23 protein-coding genes are annotated in these 24,294 nt (G+C 61.7%); 18 read left to right on the top strand and 5 right to left on the bottom strand.

Annotation, left to right across the window (positions count from 1 at the left end):
• Positions 1-24 precede the first annotated feature (24 nt).
• Positions 25-456: a glycine zipper 2TM domain-containing protein gene (locus tag JN12_RS00170; RefSeq protein WP_145016871.1), complete on the bottom strand. Its 432-nt coding sequence runs from the start codon at positions 454-456 to the stop codon at positions 25-27.
• A 78-nt stretch (positions 457-534) separates the two neighbouring features.
• Positions 535-1,806, bottom strand: a complete 1,272-nt coding sequence (locus JN12_RS00175; protein WP_170241800.1) for a rhodanese-like domain-containing protein — start codon at positions 1,804-1,806, stop codon at positions 535-537.
• A 267-nt stretch (positions 1,807-2,073) separates the two neighbouring features.
• On the opposite strand from JN12_RS00175, the gene JN12_RS00180 reads away from it, so the two are divergent.
• Positions 2,074-3,225, top strand: coding sequence for a glycosyltransferase (locus JN12_RS00180; RefSeq protein ID WP_246125668.1), 1,152 nt, complete (start codon positions 2,074-2,076; stop codon positions 3,223-3,225).
• A gap of 179 nt (positions 3,226-3,404) precedes the next feature.
• Here JN12_RS00180 and JN12_RS00190 read toward each other — a convergent pair whose 3' ends face one another.
• Together JN12_RS00190 and JN12_RS00195 are read right to left on the bottom strand one after the other, a co-directional pair.
• Positions 3,405-3,611, bottom strand: a complete 207-nt coding sequence (locus tag JN12_RS00190) for an AbrB/MazE/SpoVT family DNA-binding domain-containing protein (RefSeq protein WP_145016875.1) — start codon at positions 3,609-3,611, stop codon at positions 3,405-3,407.
• 115 nt (positions 3,612-3,726) lie between these two features.
• A complete protein-coding gene (locus JN12_RS00195; protein WP_145016877.1) occupies positions 3,727-4,428 on the bottom strand; it encodes a class I SAM-dependent methyltransferase in 702 nt (233 codons plus the stop codon).
• 689 nt (positions 4,429-5,117) lie between these two features.
• On the opposite strand from JN12_RS00195, the gene JN12_RS00200 reads away from it, so the two are divergent.
• From JN12_RS00200 to JN12_RS00235, 8 genes are all read left to right on the top strand, one after another.
• On the top strand, positions 5,118-5,600 hold the full coding sequence (locus JN12_RS00200; RefSeq protein WP_246125670.1) for an aminoacyl-tRNA deacylase: 483 nt from the start codon (positions 5,118-5,120) through the stop codon (positions 5,598-5,600).
• A 52-nt stretch (positions 5,601-5,652) separates the two neighbouring features.
• Positions 5,653-6,882, top strand: coding sequence for a hypothetical protein (locus JN12_RS00205; protein WP_145016882.1), 1,230 nt, complete (start codon positions 5,653-5,655; stop codon positions 6,880-6,882).
• A gap of 4 nt (positions 6,883-6,886) precedes the next feature.
• Positions 6,887-7,741 (top strand): HhH-GPD family protein, encoded by an 855-nt coding sequence (locus tag JN12_RS00210; protein ID WP_145016884.1) that lies wholly within the window; start codon positions 6,887-6,889, stop codon positions 7,739-7,741.
• A 105-nt stretch (positions 7,742-7,846) separates the two neighbouring features.
• A complete protein-coding gene (locus tag JN12_RS00215; protein ID WP_145016886.1) occupies positions 7,847-9,031 on the top strand; it encodes a M24 family metallopeptidase in 1,185 nt (394 codons plus the stop codon).
• Positions 9,032-9,092: 61 nt separating this feature from the next.
• The gene (locus JN12_RS00220) at positions 9,093-9,683 is read left to right on the top strand and encodes a TetR/AcrR family transcriptional regulator (protein ID WP_145016888.1); all 591 of its coding nucleotides are present in this window, start codon (positions 9,093-9,095) and stop codon (positions 9,681-9,683) included.
• 61 nt (positions 9,684-9,744) lie between these two features.
• Positions 9,745-10,170, top strand: a complete 426-nt coding sequence (locus JN12_RS00225) for a cupin domain-containing protein (protein WP_145016890.1) — start codon at positions 9,745-9,747, stop codon at positions 10,168-10,170.
• 265 nt (positions 10,171-10,435) lie between these two features.
• Positions 10,436-10,765 carry a TfoX/Sxy family protein gene (locus JN12_RS00230; protein ID WP_145016892.1) on the top strand — a complete coding sequence of 110 codons (330 nt, stop codon included), beginning with the start codon at positions 10,436-10,438 and terminating at the stop codon, positions 10,763-10,765.
• 20 nt (positions 10,766-10,785) lie between these two features.
• Positions 10,786-11,082: an MTH1187 family thiamine-binding protein gene (locus JN12_RS00235; RefSeq protein ID WP_145016894.1), complete on the top strand. Its 297-nt coding sequence runs from the start codon at positions 10,786-10,788 to the stop codon at positions 11,080-11,082.
• Positions 11,083-11,165: 83 nt separating this feature from the next.
• On the opposite strand, the gene JN12_RS00240 is transcribed toward JN12_RS00235, so the two are convergent.
• Positions 11,166-12,488 (bottom strand): DEAD/DEAH box helicase, encoded by a 1,323-nt coding sequence (locus tag JN12_RS00240; protein WP_145016896.1) that lies wholly within the window; start codon positions 12,486-12,488, stop codon positions 11,166-11,168.
• 127 nt (positions 12,489-12,615) lie between these two features.
• On the opposite strand from JN12_RS00240, the gene trmB reads away from it, so the two are divergent.
• The 9 genes from trmB to JN12_RS00285 all read left to right on the top strand — a co-directional run bounded on the left by trmB (position 12,616) and on the right by JN12_RS00285 (position 24,286).
• The gene (gene trmB, locus JN12_RS00245; RefSeq protein ID WP_145016898.1) at positions 12,616-13,275 is read left to right on the top strand and encodes a tRNA (guanosine(46)-N7)-methyltransferase TrmB; all 660 of its coding nucleotides are present in this window, start codon (positions 12,616-12,618) and stop codon (positions 13,273-13,275) included.
• A 164-nt stretch (positions 13,276-13,439) separates the two neighbouring features.
• A complete protein-coding gene (gene truD, locus JN12_RS00250) occupies positions 13,440-14,708 on the top strand; it encodes a tRNA pseudouridine(13) synthase TruD (protein ID WP_145016900.1) in 1,269 nt (422 codons plus the stop codon).
• 53 nt (positions 14,709-14,761) lie between these two features.
• Complete coding sequence (locus JN12_RS00255; protein WP_145016902.1) at positions 14,762-15,085, top strand: DUF4212 domain-containing protein; 324 nt, start codon at positions 14,762-14,764, stop codon at positions 15,083-15,085.
• Positions 15,078-16,616: a VC_2705 family sodium/solute symporter gene (locus JN12_RS00260; protein WP_145016904.1), complete on the top strand. Its 1,539-nt coding sequence runs from the start codon at positions 15,078-15,080 to the stop codon at positions 16,614-16,616. Before JN12_RS00255 ends, JN12_RS00260 begins: the two co-directional genes overlap by 8 nt.
• A 23-nt stretch (positions 16,617-16,639) precedes the next feature.
• On the top strand, positions 16,640-17,935 hold the full coding sequence (locus tag JN12_RS00265) for a putative nucleotidyltransferase substrate binding domain-containing protein (protein WP_145016906.1): 1,296 nt from the start codon (positions 16,640-16,642) through the stop codon (positions 17,933-17,935).
• A gap of 22 nt (positions 17,936-17,957) precedes the next feature.
• Entirely contained in the window at positions 17,958-18,329 is a 372-nt protein-coding gene (locus JN12_RS00270) for a response regulator transcription factor (RefSeq protein WP_145016908.1), read from the top strand.
• Positions 18,326-20,821, top strand: a complete 2,496-nt coding sequence (locus tag JN12_RS00275; protein ID WP_145016910.1) for a 3'-5' exonuclease — start codon at positions 18,326-18,328, stop codon at positions 20,819-20,821. The genes JN12_RS00270 and JN12_RS00275 overlap by 4 nt, the downstream gene beginning before the upstream one ends.
• 94 nt (positions 20,822-20,915) lie before the next feature.
• Positions 20,916-21,107, top strand: coding sequence for a hypothetical protein (locus JN12_RS00280; RefSeq protein ID WP_145016912.1), 192 nt, complete (start codon positions 20,916-20,918; stop codon positions 21,105-21,107).
• Complete coding sequence (locus JN12_RS00285) at positions 21,104-24,286, top strand: ATP-binding protein (protein ID WP_145016914.1); 3,183 nt, start codon at positions 21,104-21,106, stop codon at positions 24,284-24,286. Before JN12_RS00280 ends, JN12_RS00285 begins: the two co-directional genes overlap by 4 nt.
• Positions 24,287-24,294 lie beyond the last annotated feature (8 nt).

Consider the following 24,294-nt stretch of genomic DNA (forward strand, 5'->3'; position numbering starts at 1 on the left):
TCTGCGTTTACAGATACGGCCGGCTCAGTAGGACGAGTCGGTCTTCTCCCCTTCGCAGACCTCCTTGATGTGATCCTTCACCAAGCGATCCCCCTCATAGATCCGCTCACGCACCTTGCGGCACTTGGTCTGGGTCTGTTGCTGCGGCACCGGCTCCGCATAGTAGCGGCCATGCCCTTCCCCCGTTTCGGTCCGATACTCCACCGGCCGCCCCTCTCTGACCGCCTCTCCTGCCCCGCGCACCGAAATCTCCGAGATGGTGGCGCCGGCAATGCTTCCCAGGGCCGCGCCTATCACCCCACCCCGCCATGGGTTTCTCCGGTCGAGAATAGCCCCGGCAATCCCACCCATCGCCCCGCCGGCAGTACCGCCGCTGTACTGGTAGGGGGCGCAGGCGGTGAGGGTCACTGCCAGTCCGAGCACGAGCATGAGTATTCGTACCGTCGTCAGTTTCATCAGATCCTCCTTGTTTTGTTTTTAATAAAGTATATCATCGCCACAGATCGCTGCAAAGAGCACACGGCAGCGGCCCGATCATTCCTTCACCCGGTAGGTGCCGTCTTTCCGGATCTCCAGGGAAGCGTCAAGGTAGCAGGCCCGATAGCCTTTCTCGTTCAGGAACCGATACGCCATACCGGCAGTTGTACCGTTGGCAGCGTAGATAAAGATGATCATCTGCTTATTGATCTCTTCCCGGCGCTTTGCCAGGCTTGCCAGCGGGATATTGACCGCCCTGGGCAGACGTGCTGACGCGAACTCCTTTGCACCGCGTACGTCCAGGATCAGGACCGTTTTCTTTGAACTGATAACACTTGGCAGGTCTTCCTTGTCAATCCTTCCCCCTTCGTGCTTGGAAGAATAGTTGACCTCGCCGGCGGCCGGACCGTGCTGCAGCGCTCCGCCATGTTCCTGCCAGGATTCGATCCCGGCGACGATGTAGAACACCTTGCGGTATCCCCATCCTCGCACCTTGGCGGCAACCGATCGAACGTCGGTCCTCCTGTCCCCATAAAAGATCAGTGGCATGTTCGTGTCAGCAGGCAACCGGCCTTTTTCCAGTTCTTCAGCCGGTATGTTGGCCGCTTCCGGAATATGTCCGGCAGCAGCGGCAATCGTGCTCCTCAGGTCAACAATCCCCTGCGCCCCCTTGTTGAGCGATTCCACGGTCGACTCAACCAGATTGTCGCTCTTCAGCCAATCGGCCATACCGCCACGGTAGACCCTGACATCACGGTACCGGTGTTTCAGAGCCAGCGCCACCGCCTTGGGAAGCAGGCTGCTGCTGGCAACGTTGGCGTAGAAGATCAGGGAGGTGCCTTTGTCTTCGGGGAGCTGCTCACCCATACGCTTTTCGAGAAATGAGTAGGGGACAGGTTCGGCGCCAGGGATATGTCCATTGGCAAACTCTTCCGGAGTACGGATATCTGCCAAAAAAAACGGTTTGCCGCCATCGCCTGAACGCAGAAGCGCTTCCAGTTCGGAACGGCTGATAAGCGTGACCGGTTGTGGCAACGGAGGGAGATCGACAGAAATGGTCGTTGCGAGATTCCGGTCCGTAAGCTCACGGTAATCGACTATGATCGTCTCCCCCGCTTCCAGGTCCCCCGCCCCCTTGAGACTACGAAAAACGGTTCTGTCGTCGTACTGGATAAGGATCGTTTCTTTGGGGACGCGCTCCAAAGCGACTACCCGGGCCTCGCCTGAGACTGCGCTGACCAGGCCACGCAGCTCGGCAGCAGAAACGGTGCGGCCAGCTCCGAGCAGAGATACCAGCGAACAAACCAACCACAGCCATGCACGAGCCATATACATCCTCCACAACCGCACAAAATGAAATACCGTAACCGCCGACAGGTGTTATAACACAGCAGGTAAAAAAGACAAAGGCGCCGTCGTATCCCGCCACAGGATCTACCTCCTGGCAGATAGGGAGAAGAGGCGGTATATTGGAAACGGTAATCAGAAAATGGGGATTAGAGCTTCAGGATGGTGCCGGGCGATCTGAGGACGGGACTCTCCGCTGTGGCTCTCTGTTCCCGTTGGTAGATACTCTTCGACCCCTGGGAGGTACTATTGAATCCGTTATTCCCATTGCCCGAACGACATGATTTCCGGCCTCCAGCCCTCTCCGTCATCGTACCGGTGTTGAACGAGCAGGAGACCCTGCCAAAACTGCTCCGGAACCTGGCTGCTCAGACCGGGGTACACTTCGAGACGATCCTCTGCGACGGCGGTTCGGACGACGGGACCCAACAGGTAGCGGCCGGTCTCGCCACGGCGCTGCCACTGCGGATCAGTATCATCGCCGAACCGCCGGGACGCGCGCGCCAGTTGAATGCCGGGGTTGCTGCCAGCAGGGCACCGCTCCTCCTCTTTCTGCATGCCGACTCCCATTTCCCGGACTGCCACGCCCTGGAAAGGGCCGTCCGGGCGCTGGAAGATGGGTGCCGGCAAGCCGGAAACGACCGGTTTGCCGGCCGATTCCGGCTTGTCTTCCGGCAGAGCAGCCAGCAGGCAGCGCGGGGGTTTGCCTTCTATGAAGCCAAGGCCCGCCTGAACCGGCAAGGCTGCATCCACGGCGACCAGGGGTTCATGCTCTTTCGCACCTTCTTCGACACGATCGGCCCCTTTCCAACGGGGCCGCCGATGCTCGCCGAGACCCACCTGGCCGACCGGATACTGGACGAGGGGGAATGGCTCCTCTTTCCCGACGAGATCCTGACCTCCGCCCGCCGCTTCGAAACCGAGGGGCTGCGGGAGCGCCAGACCCTCAACGCCCTGATCATGGGGGCCGCCGCTGCCCGCTGGGACCGTTTCTTTGCCGAGGTCCCCCAACTCTACCGGCAACAGGCCAATAGCGGCCGGCTGCAACTCGGCCCCATCCTGGCCAGCATCGACGGACTCCTGGCGGAGCTTCCGCCAACGGAACGCCGGCTGCTCTGGCGCGCCATCGGGGCATACGTGCGGGACAATGCCTGGCAGATCCCGTTTTTTCTCGACATGCGGCGCGGTTTTCACCGCGACCCGTCCGGACGACAGCCGGCCACGCCACTCACGGCAGGGTTCGAGCGCTGGCTGGCCCCGCTCCTGGCAGCCTCCGCCGGAGCTGGCCTGGCCGCCCTCCTCACCCGGTTCTGGTTTCGACGGCTGCTATGGCGGGAGACGGGATCAGCGTGCGGGACAGCGACGCATGGCGGGTCCGCTGGAACAGGATCGGGCGGTTGATCGAGTAGCCGAAAGCGGTTCAGGAATGCATACGCGAATTGTGAGGGCTCAATATTCCTGTTTAGGGAACATACCGCACCCCTGGAAGGCCGCGGAAGTGCTCATCCTGGGTCCAGAAGGTCGCCTCGTGCAGTCGGGCCGTCGGTGAAAATCCAGCCAGGCAGATGGATCTACCACATTCATACGCGATCAGGTTCCTGTTCGACGGCGGTGTCAATCCCCTTCAAAAAACCGCGCATATCGGCGATCTCCCTCTCCCGGATCAGTTCTATCCGGTTGCCGTAGACGACCACCTGCATCCGCTGACCGGCCACCAGGTTCAGCTTTCCCCGCACCTCCCAGGGAATGACAACCTGGAATTTCGGAGAAATTTTCACTATTTCCATCGCGCACCCTCTATCGATCACAATTTCCTAAAACGAAACATCTGTCGATATGTCCTGTCAAGCAAACCGGAAAGAAGTGAAAAGCACCGGCAGGTTCAATCGGGACGAGTGCCTTTCATACCGCCCGACGGGCGGTTCCGGGCTTCAGCCTGAGCATTTCGTTGCCGCCCCTCTGGAACTCGTAGCCGACCCGCTCACCCCCTACCTGATAACCTTCTGCAGAGAGCACAGAAACCACGGCATCCAGATGCCGGGAGCGGATGGAACCGAGCTCTACCACGGGGAACACCCGCACCTCGCGCGCCACACGACAAAGCTCGTGAAGGGACTGAAGGTGAAATGCCAGGTCGAACTGTTCACTGTAAAGAAACAGGAAGTGCGAGCAGAGGGCGAGATCGAACGCCCCGTCAGGGAACGGAAGGTTCGGCAACTCGGCATCGATGTACCTGCCTTCGTCCTTACCCTGCTGAAAGCCCGTCAGGAAGTCGCGCATGGAGCACATGCGAACCTGCCTGAGCTCTTCCAGGGAGCGTATCCGAGTCCAGACGAACTCGTGCTCGTTCTCCCGCGTCTGCTCCATTACGATATCGCAGGTTTCTTCTATGCGCCGCGCAATCTCCCCTGCTGTGAACCGATAGATCGGATCAACGGATACAGCCGAGCCGCCGAGGCTTGTAAGCGTCATGTTGAAACTTGCCGGTCCATCGCTGCAGCCGAGGATGCTCTTCCGAAGATCATCCCTGTTCAGCGCAAACATGGCGACATACTCGTCAAACGATCGCCCCCAGGGGACTACTTTTTCGAGATTAAAAGACATCTGTGCCCTACCCTCTCACGGTTTGAACTAGCGATCTCGGCGCAACCAGCTTGTCATGAGCCGGTGGGTCGGTATTTATTCATAACGGGTGACCACGCATCTACCCTTTTCCATTGTTGTAGTCTTCATCTCTCTTAGCTACAATGGATTGAGGTTTATGGGACGCGAAGCGTTCCCGTGGAGCCGATTATTGAATGTTCTGATCTCTAAGATTCGACAGTGCGGGCATCCAAACCCTTGTACGGCAATCATTCACCCCTCCTGAAAACGCACAAGGCACGTCCCATCTGCAAAGCCACTCAGTTGACGAGAAACCGGCAGCCTTTGGACAATTAATGCACTCTTATTGCACGCATACCGCATTTCTGTCAACGATACTCACAGCTTTTGTGACAGTGCACATCCTCCCCCCGCAACCACCTGCCGATCCAACACCGCCCGAAGTATCCGCACCCCCCGCTCGATCTGCTCCTCACCCAGATTCCCGTAGCCTATGATCAGGGCCGCCCCGGGGGACCAAGGCGACCATTTCGCTCCGAAGGGGTTGGTACTCGACGGGTAAGAGAGGGATGAAATGGTGCATTGATGCGGGGTATGAGGCATTCCCGTTGACTTGGATCGGCCCATGAGAGATATTTCGGACTGTTGCACCGCATGACAAGCAGCTACCTTCGAGAAGGACAAATATGATGAAAAAGGATTCGACCTTTGACCGTCTCGTGAGCCGCGTTGAACAGAGCGGCGTCCCGTTCGTTCTCCACGAGCACGCGGCAACGAGGACGATGGCGGACGCGGAGCAAGAGCTCTCGTTCGACCTGGCGCGGATCGTCAAAACCGTGGCGTTCCGCACCCGCAGCGGCGCGCTGATTCTGGCCGCGCTCCGGGGAACCGCGAGGGTCGATTACCCCAGGCTCGCAGCCCTTGCCGGGGTGAACCGGCGCGACCTTGCACCACTCTCGCCGGAGGAGGTGCGGCAACTGCTGGAGGTGGAGCCGGGCAGCGTCTCGCCGTTGCCGCTCCGGGAGGATGCCGCCGTTTTCATCGATGCCGACGTGCTGACGGTCCTGCCAACCCTCTATTGCGGCATCGGCCGACCCGATCGGACCCTGGAGCTGGCGCCCGATGACCTCGTGCGCCTGAGCGGTGGCCGCGCCGGCGGCTTTTCAAGGTGAGCGCTGCTCATCCCACGACACGGAGCGCACCATTGACACGGAAAGTCATCCGATGAGATCCTTTGCCAACCTGTTCCTGCTCCTGTTCCTCGTCGATGGCGGAGTATCCCTCCTTGACGAGGCCGTCTCGCTCCTTGTCCCGCTGGCGCCCCTTTCGGGGGTACGGAACCTCCTGGCCAACATCGTCATCCTCATGGCGGTTCCGCTCTATCTCTCCCTCGGCATAGACCGGCGGCTCCCCAAGCGGCTCTTTCTCCCCCTGACCATCTTCGCCTTCTTCTGCCTCCTGTCCGGCTGGCTGTTCCCTCCCCTCGCCGGTGCCCGGGCCTACGGACTGCTTACGGCTGCCGCACAGCTGGCACTCGCCCTGTTCCTCCTCCGGCAATACCGGCAGCCGGACGGCCGTCCCCCGGCGCTGCCGGCGGCGATCTTTGCGGCCCCGTTCTTCAGCCTCAGGAATACTCTCCTCTTCGGTACGGCCAACCTGTTCGTCGTCCCGCTCGCCCTGGCGATGTTCGCCCTCTCTGCAGCAAACGCGTACATGGCCGAGTATACCGCGGGGTTCATGCACCTCAAACCCGGCGGGCTCTACATGACGGAGCGGGTCTATCGGCGCGACAACCGGACGATCAGGCTGGCAGGGATGATCCACGTGGGGGAGAAACACTACTACGACGACCTGGCACGATCAGTTGCTCCGGGGCGGACCATTGTGCTGGCCGAGGGGGTTTCCGACGACGGGAAGCTGCTGCGGAACAGGTTCGGCTACGGGAGGGTGGCCGGTTTCCTGGGGCTGACCTCCCAGGATAAGATGCTGTTCCCGGGGAGGCTCCTCGAGGAGGAGGAGTTCGCTGCCCTCCGACCGCACGCAACGGGTTCGGTGGAGAAGGAACCGGCGCGGGAGCCCGATATTCTCAGGGCCGATCTGGACGTGAGCGCCTTTCGCCCGCCGACCATCCTCGTCCTCGATGCCATCGGCAAGCAGTTGCAGGAGAGCCCCTCCTTCGTGAAGGGGTTCCTGGCCCTGAACGCCTGGGCCGAGAAGAACATCACCCCGGAGATGAACGAGGCCATCATGGATGACATCCTCCACCGGCGGAACAGGGAAGTGATCCGCCACCTGGGTAAGGCACTTGAGAGCTACGATACCGTCGTCGTCCCCTGGGGAGCCCTGCACATGAAAGAGATCGAGGAGGAGGTCCTGACGCGGGGCTTCACTCTCCGGGAAGAGCGGGAGAGGGTCAGCATCGATTTTCGAAAACTCCTTATTGCCCTGTTGTGACAAGATGAAGACGCGTACCGAACACCCCATAGCCCCGCTTGCAAAGGCCGAGATCGAACGGTTTCGCGCTGCCGTGTACGCGGCCGCCAGCGCCAATCCCCGCACCCTTCCGTGGCGCGAGGCCATTGATCCCTACCGGACACTGGTCTCCGAGGTCATGCTGCAGCAGACCCAGGCGGACCGGGTGACCGGAAAGTTCGTCGCCTTCGTCAGCCAGTTCCCCACGGTGGCGGCCCTGGCATCGGCCGAGCTGAGCGAACTGCTGAAGGCCTGGCAGGGGCTCGGCTACAACCGGCGCGCCCTGGCGCTGAAACGGGCCAGCGAGGCGATCGTGGAACGCTTCGGCGGCATCGTTCCCCCTAACCGCAAAGAGCTGGAATCGCTTCCCGGCATCGGCCCGTACACCGCCGGCGCCATCATGGCGTTCGCCTTTGACCTGCCGGAACTGTTCATCGAAACCAACATCCGCAGCGTCTTTATCCATCACTTTTTCCAGGATCGCACCGGTATCCACGACAGGGAACTGCTCCCGCTGGTGGCGGCGACCCTGGACCGATCCCGACCGCGGGACTGGTACAACGCGCTCATGGATTACGGAGTGGTGCTGAAACGGGACCATCCCAACCCCTCCCGCAAGAGCATCCACCATCTCCGCCAGTCCCGTTTCGAGGGGTCGAACCGGCAACAGCGCAGCGCCCTGCTCAGGACGATCCTGGCCCAGCCCGGCCTGTCTGCCGACGACCTGGCGACCCGGGTGAGGGGCGACCGTGAACAGATCGCCCTCAATCTCGCCCGGATGGAGAGGGAAGGGCTCATGGTCTGTAGACGGGGGAGATATTTTGTAAGGGATCGACCCTGATCCCTTGTCAAAATTGCTTTGGCGGCAGCTCGTCGCGGGTGGTATGGTTGCCCGGAAGAAACGACTGCCCATTATTTCGAACCGGGCGAAACGCGGGGAGCGGCTATGAATTTACCACCGGCAACGGAACTGGCAGCACGGATCAAGACCTTTCAAAATCACATGGCGGCCCGGGATATCGCCGGGGCCCTGATTTTACAGAATACCGACCTGTATTATTTCACCGGCCGCATCTGGCCTGCCTATCTCTATATTCCCGCCGCAGGCGATCCGGTCTTTCTGAATCGCCACCGCGGGGAGATTGACGCCGGTTGGCCCTGGCCGGTGGTCAAACTCGGTAAGCTCGACGATCTGCCCGGTATCCTGCACGACGCTGGCCTAGCCACGTCGGGGAGTCTGGGACTTGAGCTGGATGTCCTGCCGGTGATGCTCTGGCAGCGTCTGCAAAAGGCGCTGCCCGGGAGGAACCTGGTTGACGTGGGCCGCTTGATCCGCCAGGTCCGCGCGGTAAAGACCCCGTGGGAACTCGACATCCTGCGCAGCTATGCCCGGAAGGACTGCGACCTGTGGGGGGAGGTGCCAGCGCTTATCGCCACCGCCACGACGGACCTGGAACTGGCGGCTGCCTTTGAAGCCCGCGCCCGTGAGCAGGGCCAGCAGGGGCTCATTCGCTTGCGCGGCTTCAACCAGGAAATGGCCTTTACCTGTATCACAGCCGGGGAACAGGCTGCCACGCTCAGCTCGTACGATGTGCCCATTGCCGGGGTGGGATTGACCTCCGCCTTTCCCTTCGGTGCGGCAGGCATTACTCTGGAGCCGGGCCAGCCGATATCCATCGATTTCGGCAGTTGTTACGCTGCCTATGTCCTCGACACGACCCGGGTGTTTGCCATCAACCATCTGCCCGACAAGGGCTGGCATGCCTTTGACACGGCACTGGCCATCCAGCAGGAGATGATGGCGCTGGCCAGACCGGGCGCCGCGTGCGGCGAGCTTTTCGACCGGGCACGGACAATGGCCGCAAAGGCCGGCCTGAGCGAGGGGTTCATGGGGGCAGGCGGCGGCGTCCCCTTCCTCGGCCATGGCGTCGGCCTGGAGGTCGACGAACTTCCGGTGCTGGCGCGGGGGTCCCGGGAACTCCTGGCCAAAGGGATGGTCATTGCCATCGAGCCCAAGTTTGCATTACCCGGCATCGGCGCCGTGGGGATCGAAAACTGCTTTGCCGTCACCGATCAAGGCTTGGAAAAACTGACCGCCACGCCGGATGAGCTGCGGATTGTTGACAGATGACGACTCCCTACATGATGGGTTTACTGTTGACATATGGACCGATCGGTCCTAAAGTTCACTCATGACACTCGGCAGACCACTGGCATATGATCCCGACACGGCCCTCAATGCCGCCATGCAGGTGTTCTGGTCCCAGGGATACGAGGCAACGACCCTGCAGGACCTGCTCAAGGCCATGGGTCTTTCCAAAAGCAGCTTCTATCAGACATTCGGCGGCAAGAAAGAGCTTTTTCTGCGCTGCATCTCCCGCTACCGGGAAAAGATCTCGCAGGCCCTGGCCGATCTGCTGGAGAGCTCGGATTCCGGCCGGAGTTTCATCGAGCAGATGCTGCTCAATTCGGCGGCCGAAGCCAGGCGCGCAAACGATGCGCGTCGCGGCTGCCTGCTGATGAATACCGCCACCGAATGCGCCCAGAAAGACAGCGACATCGCCGAACGGGTTTCCCTGGGTTTTGAAGGATTGCGGGTGATACTCTGCCGGGCGGTCAGACAGGGACAAGCCAAGGGAGAGATAACGCGCGACCTGGAGGCCGAGGCGCTGGCAAGCTATCTGATCAGCAGCCTGGGAGGGATCAAGACCGTTGTCAAGGGTGGGGCGGACGAACAACGCGTGCGTGATATCGTCGCCGTTACCCTGCGGGCGCTAACCTGAAATTTTTTTACCCATTTCTGGACCGCACGGTCCACATATCACACAATGGAGGAATACGACCATGACCATGCAGGGAAGCAACTTTACCGCAGAGCACGCCGGGCCGTTTGAAACCCTTTTGCAGCGGGATTTCCTGGGGTTTCACGGGAAATACTTCATTGGCGGTGAACTGGGCCTCACCGGATGCGAGGTCTCTCTCAACCGCCTTCCGGCCGGCAAGGGAATGCCGTTTGTCCATAACCACAAGAAAAACGAAGAACTCTACATCGTACTGGGCGGCAAAGGCATCTTCTACGTGGATGGAGAGGAGTTTCCGGTGAGCGAAGGGAGCCTGGTCCGGGTGGCGCCGCAAGGGGAGCGGGCCTATAAGGCCGGCGGCGAGGATCTCTATTTCATCTGCATCCAGACCGAAGCGGGAAGTCTGACGCAGGCCACCCTGGAAGACGGGGTCAGGCTCGCGACCAAGGCCTCGTGGATGAAAAAGTAGTGTCCAAGCCGTCACGGCAAAATTACTGATCAATTTCAATAGCTGTGCACATTTACCTTGAAATTTTGTACTGAGCTGCATAAAGCATGTTCTGCATCCCTATCTTGGTCTGATGCGGCATGATGGAAGATGATCCGAATCACGTCCTTTAGTGCCTGCAGCGAATCAAACGGCCGATCGAGTGAGGAAGGGGTAGCGATGAGCGATACCCGAAGGGATAACTAAACCAATACTCAGTCCATCTGTCAGACAAGGAGAGGGTGGCATGGCATACGACAAGAGCATCGAACAGCGCATTGACGCGCTGATCGCGGCATGGCCGGACATCGAGAAGAGAAAGATGTTCGGCGGCGTCTGCTACCTGCTGAACGGCAACATCTGTTTCGGCATCTGGCAGGAGGAGCTGATTGTCCGGACTGACGAGGCCACGGCGCAGGAGATGCTCAAGCGGGAGCAGGTGCGGCCGTTCGATGTGACGGGCCGGCCCATGAAGGGGTGGCTCATGGTGGCAGCCGCCGGATGGCCGGGAGAAACAGACCTTAACGACTGGCTCGTCATGGGGCGAACCTTTGCCCTCACCTTGCCAAACAAATAACCTATGAAAGGAGCGTTACCATGAACGTCCTGGTTGATCTATGCATCGTGCCGATCGGTGTCGGCGTGTCCCTTTCCAGCTACGTCGCCGCGTGCGAAAAGGTGTTGACCGAGGCCGGCCTGAAGAGTTCGCTGCACTCCTACGGCACCAATGTGGAGGGGGAGTGGGATGCCGTGTTTGCGGCGGTGAAGCGCTGTCACGAGGTGGTGCACGAGATGGGTGCCCCGCGCATCACCACGACCATCAAGCTGGGAACTCGGACTGACCGTGTCCAGAGTATGGAAGACAAGGTGCGGAGCGTGCAGGAGAAGCTCTGACGGCCCTTAGATAGAGGATATGGCCCGCAAAAAGGGGTGGCCCTTTCGGACCACCCCTTTTCGTTGACAAGATCAACAATTTTTCACCCAGCCGACGTCGGACTCCCCTGACCGGCTGCGGCCGGTTTCTTTCTGCTCCGTGGCCGCTTTCGCTTCTCCCCGTCACCAGCCGCAACCGCTTTTCCCGGTCCCGGCTTGTGTCCCGGCTTGTGGCCGTGCTGGCTCTCCAGCTTCTTCAGGTTCGGCTTGGTCCGCTTGTAGTCGTGCACGAACAGGTCGTCCTCGGCCCACTCGGTCGGAACCTTCTCCTTGATGTACTCCTCGATCGCCTCCACGTAGAAGGCGCCGTCCTCGTCCGCCAGGGAGATCGCCTTCCCTTCGGCTCCGGCCCGGGCCGTCCTGCCGATCCGGTGGACATAGTCCTCGCAATCCTGGGGGAGGTCGTAGTTGATGACGTGGGAGACCCCTTCGATGTGGAGCCCACGGGACGCCACGTCGGTGGCGATCAAAAGCGGCATGGTCCCCTCCTTGAACTGTTCCAGGATACGGAGCCGCTTCTTCTGCTCCACGTCGCCGGAGATGACCCGGCAGGGGAACTCGTTGGCGTTCAGCCGGTCGTGGAGGAACTCTGCCTCCCGCTTGGTGTTGACGAAGATCATGGTCCGCGCCATCCCCTCCTTGCGCAGGAGCCCCAACAGGAGCGGAAACTTCTCCTTGCGGGACACGTGATACAGGACCTGCTCCACCCGCTCGGCAGTCATCTGCTCCGGCGTTACCGATACCTTCTCGGGGAGGTTCATGAACTCGTAGGCCAGCTCCATCACCCGCTGGTTCAGCGTGGCGGAGAACATCATGTTCTGGCGTTTGTCATAGGGGGGGAGCCGGCGGAGGATGAAGCGGAGATCTGCTATGAACCCCATGTCGAACATCCGGTCCGCCTCGTCGATGACCAGCACCTCGATGCTGCTTAAGGAGTAGACCTTCTGCTTCAGGTAATCGATCAGCCGCCCCGGGGTGCCGATCACCACGTCGGCCCCTTCCTTCAGGGCGTTGCGCTGCAGCATGTAGTCCACGCCGCCGTAGATGGCCTGGATGGAAAGCCCGCAGTGTTTGCCCAGGAGCTGGGCATCTTTCTCGATCTGCACCACCAGTTCCCGGGTCGGCGCCAGGACCAGCGCCCGGGGATGGCGCTTCTCCCCCCGCTTCTCCTGGGTGAGGAGGCGGGTGAACAGGGTGAGGAGGAAGGCGGCGGTCTTGCCGGTACCGGTCTGGGCCTGTCCTGCCACATCACGGCCGCCCAGGGACAGCGGCAGGGTCTTCTCCTGAATCGGGGTACAGTTGCTGAAGCCGGCATCTACAATCCCCTGCCGTACCGGCTCAGGGAGGTGCAATTCGTCGAAACGCATGTTTTTTTCTTTTTCCTTCCTATGGTTAGCTATCATACTTGTGTAACACACCCTCCCCCAAATGGCAACGAAGTCGCAAAATATCCCCTTTGCCGAAACTACTCGTATGTGCTAATAGTTCCAGGCCATGCACCGGATATCCACACAGACCATGATCGCCATCGACTCGCCGTTTTTCCTGCAGCCGGAAGAGTTGCCAAAGCAGCCCGACTGGAGCACCATCTTCGGCAACGACCGACCCCTGGCCCTGGAGATCGGCTGCGGCATCGGCGACTTCGTGGTAAAGACCGCCGTCGACTTCCCCGACCTGAACTTCATTGCCCTCGATTTCTACAACAAGGGGTGTTACAAGAGCTGCCGCCGGGTCGAGAAGGCCGGTCTCGACAATGTCCGGGTGGGACGGTTCGAGGCAAGGCAGTTCATTGCCGACTATCTCCAGCCCGGCTCACTGCAAAAGGTCTTCATCAACTGCCCGGACCCGTGGCCCAAGCAGCGCCACCGGAAACGCCGCCTGGTGCAGCCGGCATTCGTCAAATTCCTGGCCGACTACCTGGTACCGGGAGGCGACTTCCATTTCGCCACCGATTTCGACGACTACGGGATCGACGTGGCCGGCTTCATGCCGCAGCTTGACGAGTTCGAAAACTGCCTGACTCCCGATCTCTATCGCCACGAACTCGCCAATTACCACCGCACCAAGTACATGCTCAAGTTCATGGCCCACGGGGCGCGGATCTACTTCGTGCACTACCGGAAGGCAGTTAGTCCCTTACGACTTGAAAGCTAAACTGCAATTAAACGCGGAAGGACGCGGATTGGACGGATTTACACGGATTGTGAACATCTTTTTGCCTCGCTTGTATCCGCGTTAATCCGCTTTCTTTCAGATATTGATCCGCGTTTAATTGCCTTTTTTTGTATGGTCCGGCTATGCCGACTTAGGAGTACAGAATGAGTAGTGATCTACGGACCCTTCCCTATCTGACCGCCGGCATCCCCGGCATTGGCGGAGTCATCAAGGCGCTGGCCGCCGACTTCCAGGTGACCGAGCTCCCCCTCTATCAGCCGTGCGGCAGTGGCGAACATACCTATGTGACCGTCGAAAAGAGCGGCATCACCACCCCGGAGGCAATCCGCCGCCTGGCCAAGACCCTGCACCTGCCGGAGCGGGAGATCGGCTATGCCGGCATGAAGGACAGCCGGGGGATCACCCGCCAGACCCTCTCCCTGCCGCGGGTCGCGCCGGAACGGCTCCAGGAGGTCGCAATTCCGGGGCTCACCATCCTCGACGTGCAGCGGCATACCAACAAGCTCCGCCTTGGCCACCTGGCGGGCAACCGGTTCCTGATCAGGATACGGGAAGTGCCGGCAGGAGCCGCGGAACAGTGCCGCTCCATCCTGGCGATCCTCATGGACCGGGGCTGCCCGAACTTTTTCGGCGAACAGCGCTACGGCAGTCAGGGGAATTCCCACCTGATCGGCCGCCAGTTGCTGAGAGGGGAGTTCCGGGAAGCGGTCATGGCGCTTATCGGCGACCCGGCCCAGGTGCGTGACGAGCGGTGGCAGCAGGCCATTACCCTGTTCCGGGAGGGTGACCTGGAAGGAAGCATGGCCGCCTTCCCCGGCCACTGCCGGGTGGAGCGGGACGTGGTGGCCAGTCTGGTGAAACGCCCCGACGACTGGCAGCGGGCCGTGGGCCGCATCCCTCCCCGCCTGGTCAGGCTCTATCTCTCGGCCTGGCAGTCGCTCCTCTTCGACCGGCTCCTGGCCCGGCGGCTCGACAGCTTCGACCGGCTGCTGGCCGGCGATCTTGCCTGGAAACATGTGAACGGCGCCTGCTTCCTGGTGGATGACCCGGCTGTCGAGGCGCCGCGGGCGCAAGCACGGGAAATCTCCCCGTCCGGGCCGCTGTTCGGCAGCAAAGTCACCCTCCCCCAGGGTATGCCGCTGGAGATGGAGCTGGCTGTCCTGGCCGAGGAGGGGCTGACCCCGGCGGAACTTGCCGGACCGGCCTCGTTCCGGCTGGAAGGGGAACGCCGTCCCCTGCGGATACCCCTGAGCGATGCCACCGCCCACCAGGACGAAGAGGGCATCGTCATCGAATTCACCCTCCCCCGCGGCGCCTATGCCACCACGGTCCTGCGCGAGATCATGAAACCCGATGCCGTGGACTTGCAGGGGTTTACTGCTACAATGGACGGGTGTATACAGAATGCGTAATCCGTGAGGCTGCTTCACCCGCCTCACCTACAACCGGCGTACAGGGGTAGACCATGGACCAGCAGAACGACCAGGACCGGATCACCATCCTCAAGCCGGAAAATGGCCGGCTGAACGGGGAAGTGGCCCTGATCATCGCCATCCTGGCGGGGTGGGGACTGCTTCCTTTCGGCTTTCAGCTGCTGGTCTGGCTCCTGGCCGACCAGCAGGGCCAGAGCTTCCTGACCCGCTTCACCTTTTTCAATCTTCCGTTCCATTTCTGGTTCACCGCTCAGTTCCTTCCCCTCTGGTTCATCATCCTCTGCGTCATCTTCAATGTCTGCGTCGACCGTCTGTCGGAGAGAAGCCACCGCAGGAGAAACGGCTTCTATGACTAGCATGCGCCTTGCCGAACAATCCGTCTGGCCGATTATCATCGTCTGCCTGGTCCTCCTCTCTTTCGTTGTGGTCGGCCTGATCTCCAAGGCGCGGGAGACTTCCGAATATGGTTTCAGCGGCCGCTACACAGGCAGGATCGGCGGCGGTGCGGCAATTGCCAGCAACTGGATGAGCGCTGCCAGCTTTCTCGGCCTGGCCGGCGTCATCTACCTCTACGGCTACGCAGCCCTTGCCTACGTGATCGGCTGGACCGGCGGCTACATCCTCCTGCTGGTGCTCCTCGCCGGCCCGCTGCGCCGTTTCGGCAAGTACACGGCCCCCGACTTTGTCGGCGAACGGTACGCCTCGACCACTGCCCGGCGGCTGTCGGCCTACATCTCCATCGCTATTGCGCTCATTTACAGCGTTGCCCAGTTCAAGGGGATCGGGATACTCTTCTCCTGGCTGCTGGGCATCTCGTACAACAACGGGGTCATGCTGGGCACCGGCGCGCTCATGTCCTACATCGTGCTGTCCGGCATGCTGGGCGTCTCCAGGACCCAGCAACTGCAGTACACCGTGCTGATCGTCTCCTTCATCCTCCCCCTCATGGTACTGGCCTACAAGCTCGGCTACTTCTGGCCGCTGCCCCAGTTCGGCTATGGCGTGGCCCTGACCGAGCTGCAGCGGAACTACGCCATAGACCTGGCAGCCCCGTTCGTGCACGGCTCCCTGTTCCAGTGGATCGCTCTCTGCTTCTCGCTGATGGTGGGGACCGCCGGTCTCCCCCATGTCCTGTCACGCTTCTACACCGTCCCCAACATCCGGGATGCCCGCTGGAGCGTGGCCTGGGGGCTCTTTTTCATCGCCCTGATCTACTGGTCCGCGCCGGCCTACGCCGTCTTCGGCAAGCTCCTTGAGGCGCGTCAGGGGATACTCCTCCCGCCGGCAGCCAACCGCGCCATGGCCGACATCGTGGTCCTGAAGACGGCGGTGCTGGGAGGACTCCCCATCTGGCTCATCGGCATCCTGGCCGCCGGCGCCGTCAGCGCCGCCTTCTTCACCGTTGCGGGGCTGCTGATGACGGGGGCGGTGTCCATCTCCTACGACATCTATTACCGGCTGATCAATCCCCGGGCCAGCGAAGGGAAGCGGATGGCCGTGGCCAAGGCCGGCACCCTGGGTCTGGCCCTCGTGGTGATGGTTGCCGCGCTGCGACATCCCGGTCTGATCGCCGAGACAACCGCGGTGGCGTTCGCCCTGGCCGGCAACACGATCTTCCCTGCGTTCCTCCTGGGTATCTGGTGGGGACGGGCCAACCGCCAGGGGGCCATCGCCGGTATGGCCGCCGGCAGTCTCATCACCTTCAGCGCGCCGCTCTTCGGCTCATACCTGCCGCTGGTGGCAACGCTGTTTCCGCTCACGTCGTCGGCCTTCTGCGGGGCACCGCTGGTCATTCTCATCATGGTCGCCGTCTCCCTGGCCACCCCACCGCCACCAGCCGAGATCCGCGAGTTCCTTGCCCGGGAGGTTCATGGCAACCATAACTGACACTATCCGGAGGAGCCCGTAACATGGCGATCTTCCTCGGCTCCAGCGGCAACGGCATCCTCGCTTCGCGCGGTGCTGCAGACCTCCTCGCCTTTCTGCGGGACCAGGCGACCAGCCGCCATGCCCCGGCCGAGGCCGACGAAGAGAGCAACCTGCTCTCCCGGCTTTCCCATGAGCTGGATCACGAGATCGCCTACGAAAAAGCAACCAGCGTCACCTTCACCGCCTTTCTCGACAGCCTGGACCAGGCGGCGTATGCCGACGAACTGGCTGCCGCCTATCGGCGCTGCGTCGCCTTGTGCAAAGAATATTTCGTCCACCGGCAATCAGTGCTCGCCATGCACGAGATGGCAGGCCTGGCCAAAGACCGTCTGATCACGGCAGCCGCACTACTGGCCTTCAAACTGCTCCACCTTGAAGATAAGCACACGCCGACCGCCCGGTTCGCCATTCTGACGGCCGGCAGCAGTGGCCGGCAGGAGCAGACCCTGCGCAGCAACGGCAGTTTTTTCCTGATTTTCGACGATAGCGACGGTGCGGATCGCGAGTACTTCAACCGGCTGAAATTCCAGATCCTGGCGCTGCTCCGCGAATGCGGCTGCACCGTTGCGCCCGATCTGCACGCCCCTGGCGATTATGTCTGGACCGGGACCCTTGCCGTATGGCAGGAGTTTATCGCCCAGGCTGACCGGGGACCGCTTCCCGACCGACGTCCTTCCATCCACCTCCCCGGCTTTTTCCACACCACCGACGACGAAACCGCACCGCACCTCCTGGAACAGTTGGTCGATCTGCGTATCGTTGCCGGAGACCCGGCTCTCCTTGCCAGCGGCATGGCGTTGACAGCGGCCCGGATCGCGGGGTGCTGGCAGATGTCCACCGGCAGGGCTCTTGCCCGGCGGGCAACTGCCCTCCCCCTGGCCGTCGGCATGTTTGGCGGATATCGTGTGGAGCGGGGCGGGGAACACCGGGGATACTTCAATCTGGACCAGCTGGCCATCACCCCGCTCATAACGGCTGTCCGCTGGCTGTCGTTCGCGACGGGGATGGCTGGAACCGGCACCATGGCCAGGATCAAGGGGCTTCAGGAACGGGGCAATCTCGGTATCGAGCTGACCGAGAGGCTGTTGCACGCCTATAACGATTTCATCTCCCTCAAGCTTTTCCGCCAGAGTACGGGTAACTGCGACGATGGGTACGCCTGCTTCATCGACCCGAAGGATTTGACCGAGGATCTGGAGCAAAGGCTTAAAAACGGACTGCAGGCGGTTTCGGCCCTGGAAAAGATCGCCTATCTCTATTTTACCGAACGGGCATAGTTTCTGATCAGGAGACGAACACATGGGGAAGAAGAAGATTCTGGCCGTGGATGACGAACCCAACATTCTGATGTCCATCGAGTTCATCCTGGAGATGGAAGGATATGAGGTCCATACGGCGCGAGATGGAGAAGAGGCTTTGGAAGTGGCCGAACGCGTGCGGCCGGATTTGATCCTTCTGGACGTCAACATGCCGCGCAAAGATGGTTACGAGATGTGCCGGATTCTCCGGGAACGGGAGGATCTGGCCACAACGAAGGTGATCATGCTCACGGCCAAGGGCCAGACCCTCGAACGGAAGAAGGGACTGGAGGTGGGGGCCGACGACTACGTGACCAAGCCGTTCAGCGCCGGGGATCTGCTGGAAAAGATCCGGGCCATGATCGAACCATGATCACTGTCCCGGAGGCCCGGCCCTCCCGCAGGAGAAGAAGTCTGCGTCACCGGATGATCGTATCCCTCACCGGGATGGCGGTACTCCCCCTTTTGGCCGCACTGGTAGCCCTGTTCTTCGTGGTCCGCGACGATGTGGGGAGTAGCCACGGCAGGCAGCTCGCCCAGGAAGCGAGGCAGTTGACAGAGCACCTGCAGGGGGAATTGCAGCGCATCCGGCAAACTGCGGCCGGCCTGACGGCGGCCCCCGAGGTGACGGCCTCTTTGGAGCGGTTACGAAAGGGGACCCGTGGAGAGGTTGTGCTGTTCACCGCCAAAGGGGAACGCCTGGCAGGAAACCCCAAGACCCCTCTACCCCCCGCTGAAGCGGGGGAACCGGGTTGGGTGACCTTCACGACCGGCAATGAGCACTATTTTGCCGGCGTGACCGCGGTGCGGGCTCCAGGGGGGGCCACTCCCCGCGACTGGTTCCTCGCCGTGGTCCAGCCGGAGTCCCGGGTATTCGGTCATTTACATGCGGTGAGCCGCCAGGTGGCCCTGTTCACGATCGTGTTCGTCATCCTGGTCGCCGCCATGGCCTGGTGGATGGCCGACCAGTACATGCGCCCCATCCTGGAGATCAAGCGCGGCGCCGAGATCGTCTCCCACATCAACCTGGACCACCGGATCAAGGTCGATGCCGGGGACGAGATCGAAGAGCTGGCCATCGAATTCAACCTGATGGCCGAAAACCTGGGCAAAGCCTACAACGAGCTGGAAGGGCGGGTGCGAGACGCGACCCTGTCCCTGCAGGAGGAGCGCAACCGGCTGGCAACCGTGCTGCGCACCATGGTGGACGGTGTGATCGTGGCCAACGAGGCCGCCGAGACGATACTGATGAACCCGCGAGCCCGGATGATCCTGGGCCGGGGGTACAGTTCGGGCATCGGCTCGCCGCTGGCGCGCATCTTCCCCGGCGACCGGCTCAGTTTCCACCTGAAACGGCTGCGCCAGGGATGGGAACCGGGCCGGGAGGCCGTGGAAGAGGTCATCTTTCCCCTGCGGGACGGAAAGCTCCTCAAAGGTTCGCTGTCGGTCATTCCCGGCCCCGAAGGGGATCGGGCCGGGTTTCTCCTGGTGTTCCGGGACCTGAACGCTACCACCGGGGAGGACAAACGGTTCGAGAAGACCCTGCTGGAGATGCCCCAACTCCTGAGAGGGCCGGTGGCGACCGCCCACGCCCTGGTCGAAACGCTGCAACGACACCGGCAGATGTCGGCGGAGAAACAACAGGCGTTCCTGGCTGCGGTGGCAGAAGAGATGGATCGGTTGAGCGTGCGGGTGACGGCGATCGAGGAAACCGCCAGCGCTGCCCGGACGGCGCGCTGGCCGGCCATTCCGTCCGATCCCCGGGAACTCCTGGAGGAATCGGTGGCGTCGGTCCCCGGGGTCTCCGTCGAGATCGACAACGGCAACCCGATCCCGGCGGTACTGGTGGAACCGTTCTCCTGGGTGGCCTCCCTGCGGTGTGTCCTCCACTGGATCGAACAGAAAGGTTCCGAACTGCTGCAGGTCGACGCGAATCTCAAGGCGGAAGACGGCACCGTGGTGACGACCTTCAGGATCAAGGGCGCCTTTGCCGGCGACCCGGCTGCGCTGGAATCCCTTGTGCTGTGCCCTGCCGGAGAAGAGCCCATTCCACTGGGGGAGGCGGTGCGCCGGAACCGGGGGGAGCTTTGGACCCGCTCGTCCGGAGATTGCCTGGAGGTGAGGCTGGCACTGCTGCAGGCTACCGCCGGTTCCGAAACCGGCCTGGCAATCGGACTGATCGAGGGGGAGCCGGGGTTTTACAATTTCGACCTGTTCCTACCGCGGCCGGTTTTCGAGCGGGATGATCTGCTCCGGGCAGAGCTGGAGAATCTCGATTACGTGGTGGTCGACACCGAAACGACGGGACTGCAGCTGTCCCGGGGGGACAAGGTCATCAGCATCAGCGGGATTCGTATTTGCCGGGGACGTATCCAGAACGTCGACATCTTCAACACCCTGGTAAACCCGGGCCGGCCCATTCCTCCCGAATCGGTGGAAATTCACCGGATCGATGACCGGATGGTGGCGGATGCGCCATCCATGAGCGAGGTGTATCCGCAATTCGTCGAGTACCTGGGGAACTCGGTCCTGGTGGCCCATAACGCGGCATTCGACAAGAAGTGTCTGGACCTGGCCGCGGCCGAAGCAGGACTCCCCCGGATCGACAACCCGATTCTCGACACCATTTTCCTTTCCTATGCGCTGCATAAGGGGATCGAAGGGCATAGTCTGGAAGCCATAGCCGAGCGAATGGGGATCACGATCGAGGGGCGGCACAGTTCCCTGGGAGATGCCCGTGCGGCGGCCCAGATCTTCCTCGGCCTCCTGACGCTGCTGCCGGGGCGGGGGGTGAGAACCCTGGCCGAAGCCAAGGCGTTCTGCGACCAGCACCTGCTCTTGCGCTGGCAGACGTCGAAGTTTTAAGTCTGTTCGATGTTCGATGTTCGATGTTCGATGTTCGAGGTCATTTCGTGATGTTAACGTCGAACATCGAACTCGCTTTCAGGAGGTTCGCACCATGAATGTCACCTCGCGCCGGCTTGCCGCCTTGTTCGCCGTGGGCCTTGTGGCCCTGTACTCCCCTCTGCTGGGGGCATTCAACCGGCCGGGCAGCCTTCTGGGCATCCCGACCCTCCCCCTCTACCTGTTCGCGGTCTGGGGCGGACTGGTGCTGGCAAGCTGGGTGCTGATCCGGGGAAACAAGCCGTGAGCAATACCTTCTGGGTCGCATTTCTCGGGGTTGTATATCTCCTCGGCCTGTTCGCCATCGCCTACGCCAGTGACAAGGCAAGGGAGATGGGGCGCAGTCCGGTCGACAACCCATGGGTGTACAGCTTTTCCCTGGCAGTCTACTGCACCTCCTGGACCTATTACGGTAGCGTGGGGCAGGCCGCATCCACGGGACTCGGTTTTCTGCCGATCTACCTGGGCCCCACCCTGGTCTTCCTCCTGGCCCCGTCCCTCTTGAAACGGCTCGTTTCCTACTGTCGGGCGGAAGGGGTCACCAGCCTGCCGGACCTGCTGGAGGTCATGTATGGCAAGGGGTGGGCCCTTGGGGCACTCGCCACTACCTTGATGGTGATCGGCATCACCCCGTATATAGGGCTCCAGCTTAAGGCGGTCGGCTACACCTTCGACCTGCTCACCGGCAGGGCCGCGGCCACGGGGATCTTTAACGATGCCGCCTTCTGGGCGGCCCTGGGTTTGTCGATCTTTGCCGGCCTCTTCGGCGCCAGAAGCCTGGTGGCAACCGAGCGTCATGAGGGGATGGTCGCAGCCATCGCTTTTGAAAGCGCGGTGAAACTCGGGGCCTTCCTGGTGATCGGTCTCTACATCACCTTCGGCATCGGCGGCGGGCTGACCCGGATTTTCGAAAGGGCGATGGCAGATCAGAACCTGTCGCGTCTCTTCCTGCTCGGCGAGGGTTCGGGCACGTCGTTATCGGCCTGGGCCGCTCTGAGCGTGCTTTCCGCATCGGCAGTAATCCTCCTTCCCCGCCAGTTTCACATGCTGGCCGTAGAAAACGTACGGGAGGGCCACCTTTGGACGACATCCTGGGCATTTCCGGCCTACCTGCTCTTCATCAACCTGCTCGTGCTTCCGGTGGCCCTGGTCGGGCGTCTGTACGGGGGAGACCTGGCCCCTGACTTCTTCATGATTTCCCTGCCGCTGTCGCGGGGGCATACCGGCCTGGCGTTTCTCGCCTACCTGGGGGGGTTCTCCGCCGCAACCAGCATGGTAATCGTCGAGGCCGTCGCCCTGGCAACCATGATCCTGCACCATTACGGAGTTGCACTCCTGGGGAGTGTATTCCCTGCCTTTCGCGGCGGGGGAGTGGATATTTCCCGGCCCCTGCTGTACACCAAGCGGGCCGTCATTTTCGGCGTGGTGCTGCTGGGTTACGCCTTCAAGCGTTCGATCGGCGAATCCCACACCCTGGTCGCCACCGGGCTGTTATCCTTTTCCGCCGTGTTCCAGTTTGCACCTGCCGTCCTGCTCGGCCTCTACTGGAAAGGTGGCACCCGGAGCGGGGCACTCGCCGGGCTTGCCGCCGGGTTTGGCGTCTGGACCTATACCCTGCTCATCCCCAGCTTCGTCGATTCGGGGTGGATCGGCGCATCGCTCCTGACGCAGGGGCCATGGGGGATCGAACTGCTGCGCCCCCGGGCGCTGTTCGGGCTGCAGGGGTTCGACACCTGGACCCATGCCCTGATCTGGAGCCTGGTATTCAACCTGGGGGCCCATATCACCTTCAGCCTGCTGAGTGCACGTCCGGCGGAGGAATCCCCGCGCTCCGAGCTCCCTGCCGCCTGGGCTACCAGGGCCGATCTGGAAGGGCTTCTGGCCCGGTTCGTCGGTGCCCGGATGGCGCATGACGTACTTGGCGCCCTTCCGGAACGCTCTTCCCCGCAACTGCTCTTAGAGACGACCGAGCGCTGCCTGGCCAGCGCCATCGGTGCCCCATCGGCGCGCATGATTATCGACAGTACCCTTGCCTGGCCCCGTGAACGGGCCGTGGAAATCCTCGACGTCTTCGGCGGTGTTTCCAAGACCCTGGCAGAGAGCCGGGATACCCTGGAACGACGGCTGCGGGAGCTGGTGGTCCTCCACGAGGCCTCCCACGCCCTGTCGAGAAGCCTGGACATCGATACGCTCCTGCAGGAGGTGCTCCTGCTGATCAAGCGGGAGTTCGGCTTCGAGCACCTGGCGGTCCGGCTCCTGGACGAGAACGGCATATTGAAGATCCGCAGCCATGTGGGACTTATAGCCGACTATGTATCGGCATCCGCCATGGTTCCCTCGCGGGATACCTACTTCGGCCTCTGTTTCCTGGACGCCCGGCCGGTCGTAGTGGGGGACGCCCGGGAGATCGACAAGCCGCTGCTCTTTTCCAAACTGGTCAAGGACGTGCCGGTCAGCGCCTTCATCCACGCCCCCATGACCTACGAGGGCCGGGTGATCGGCGTGCTCACGGCCTATGCGACCCGCGGCCCCATGCACTTCACCGACGAGTTCGTCGAGCTGTTCGCTGCCCTGGCCAACCAGTTGGCCATGGCAGCGGTCAATGCCCAACTCTACGCCGAGGTCCAGGCATACAGCCATGCCATGGAGGAAAAGGTGGCCCGGCGCACGGCCGAACTGGAGAAGGCCAACGCCCGACTGCTGGAACTGGACCGCCTCAAGAGCGATTTCCTGTCCACCGTGAGTCACGAATTGCGCACCCCCCTCACCTCGATCCGTTCCTTCTCCGAGATTCTGCTCCGCTACGAGGTGGACGACCCGGAAAAACGCCGGAAATTCGTGGGGGTCATCAACTATGAGGCGGAACGGCTCACCCGCATGATCAACGACCTGCTCGATCTCTCGAAGATCGAAGCCGGCCGCGTTGAACTGAACTCCGAACCGCTGGAACTGGAGCCGGTCTTTGCCAGGGCACTCGGCACGACCCACCCACTGCTGGCGGAAAAGGGGATCGTGGTGGAGAGCGACGTCGAAATTGACCTGCCACCGATCCATGCCGATGCGGACAGGATCCAGCAGGTGCTGACGAACCTCCTCTCCAATGCGGTGAAGTTCTCACCCGAAGGGGGGCGTATCCGTCTCAGCGGGAAAAGGCAGGGCGGTTTTGCCCTGATCAGCGTGGCCGACGAAGGCCCCGGCATCCCACCGGACCGGCTGGAACAGGTGTTCGATCGCTTTCACCAGGTGCGTGATCCCCAGAAGTCCCACCCCCTTGGCACCGGCCTGGGGCTGACGATTTCACGGGAGATCGTGGAGCGGTTGGGCGGCAAGATCTGGGTCGATAGCGAACTGGGAGCCGGCACCGTCTTCTCCTTCACCGTTCCCTTCGCTGAACAGATTGACGCTAGCGGTTTTCAGGATCGTTGAGCTCGTGA

The organism is Geobacter argillaceus (genome assembly GCF_007830735.1).
GTDB lineage: Bacteria > Desulfobacterota > Desulfuromonadia > Geobacterales > DSM-12255 > Geomobilibacter > Geomobilibacter argillaceus.

Bases quoted from the DNA above. Each gene is read 5' to 3' on its own strand.
- JN12_RS00170 (WP_145016871.1), bottom strand. From the start codon at position 456: ATGAAACTGACGACGGTACGAATACTCATGCTCGTGCTCGGACTGGCA.
- JN12_RS00175 (WP_170241800.1), bottom strand. From the start codon at position 1,806: ATGGCTCGTGCATGGCTGTGGTTGGTTTGTTCGCTGGTATCTCTGCTC.
- JN12_RS00190 (WP_145016875.1), bottom strand. From the start codon at position 3,611: ATGGAAATAGTGAAAATTTCTCCGAAATTCCAGGTTGTCATTCCCTGG.
- JN12_RS00195 (WP_145016877.1), bottom strand. From the start codon at position 4,428: ATGTCTTTTAATCTCGAAAAAGTAGTCCCCTGGGGGCGATCGTTTGAC.
- JN12_RS00200 (WP_246125670.1), top strand. From the start codon at position 5,118: ATGAAAAAGGATTCGACCTTTGACCGTCTCGTGAGCCGCGTTGAACAG.
- JN12_RS00205 (WP_145016882.1), top strand. From the start codon at position 5,653: ATGAGATCCTTTGCCAACCTGTTCCTGCTCCTGTTCCTCGTCGATGGC.
- JN12_RS00210 (WP_145016884.1), top strand. From the start codon at position 6,887: ATGAAGACGCGTACCGAACACCCCATAGCCCCGCTTGCAAAGGCCGAG.
- JN12_RS00215 (WP_145016886.1), top strand. From the start codon at position 7,847: ATGAATTTACCACCGGCAACGGAACTGGCAGCACGGATCAAGACCTTT.
- JN12_RS00220 (WP_145016888.1), top strand. From the start codon at position 9,093: ATGACACTCGGCAGACCACTGGCATATGATCCCGACACGGCCCTCAAT.
- JN12_RS00225 (WP_145016890.1), top strand. From the start codon at position 9,745: ATGACCATGCAGGGAAGCAACTTTACCGCAGAGCACGCCGGGCCGTTT.
- JN12_RS00230 (WP_145016892.1), top strand. From the start codon at position 10,436: ATGGCATACGACAAGAGCATCGAACAGCGCATTGACGCGCTGATCGCG.
- JN12_RS00235 (WP_145016894.1), top strand. From the start codon at position 10,786: ATGAACGTCCTGGTTGATCTATGCATCGTGCCGATCGGTGTCGGCGTG.
- JN12_RS00240 (WP_145016896.1), bottom strand. From the start codon at position 12,488: ATGCGTTTCGACGAATTGCACCTCCCTGAGCCGGTACGGCAGGGGATT.
- trmB (WP_145016898.1), top strand. From the start codon at position 12,616: ATGCACCGGATATCCACACAGACCATGATCGCCATCGACTCGCCGTTT.
- truD (WP_145016900.1), top strand. From the start codon at position 13,440: ATGAGTAGTGATCTACGGACCCTTCCCTATCTGACCGCCGGCATCCCC.
- JN12_RS00255 (WP_145016902.1), top strand. From the start codon at position 14,762: ATGGACCAGCAGAACGACCAGGACCGGATCACCATCCTCAAGCCGGAA.
- JN12_RS00260 (WP_145016904.1), top strand. From the start codon at position 15,078: ATGACTAGCATGCGCCTTGCCGAACAATCCGTCTGGCCGATTATCATC.
- JN12_RS00265 (WP_145016906.1), top strand. From the start codon at position 16,640: ATGGCGATCTTCCTCGGCTCCAGCGGCAACGGCATCCTCGCTTCGCGC.
- JN12_RS00270 (WP_145016908.1), top strand. From the start codon at position 17,958: ATGGGGAAGAAGAAGATTCTGGCCGTGGATGACGAACCCAACATTCTG.
- JN12_RS00275 (WP_145016910.1), top strand. From the start codon at position 18,326: ATGATCACTGTCCCGGAGGCCCGGCCCTCCCGCAGGAGAAGAAGTCTG.
- JN12_RS00280 (WP_145016912.1), top strand. From the start codon at position 20,916: ATGAATGTCACCTCGCGCCGGCTTGCCGCCTTGTTCGCCGTGGGCCTT.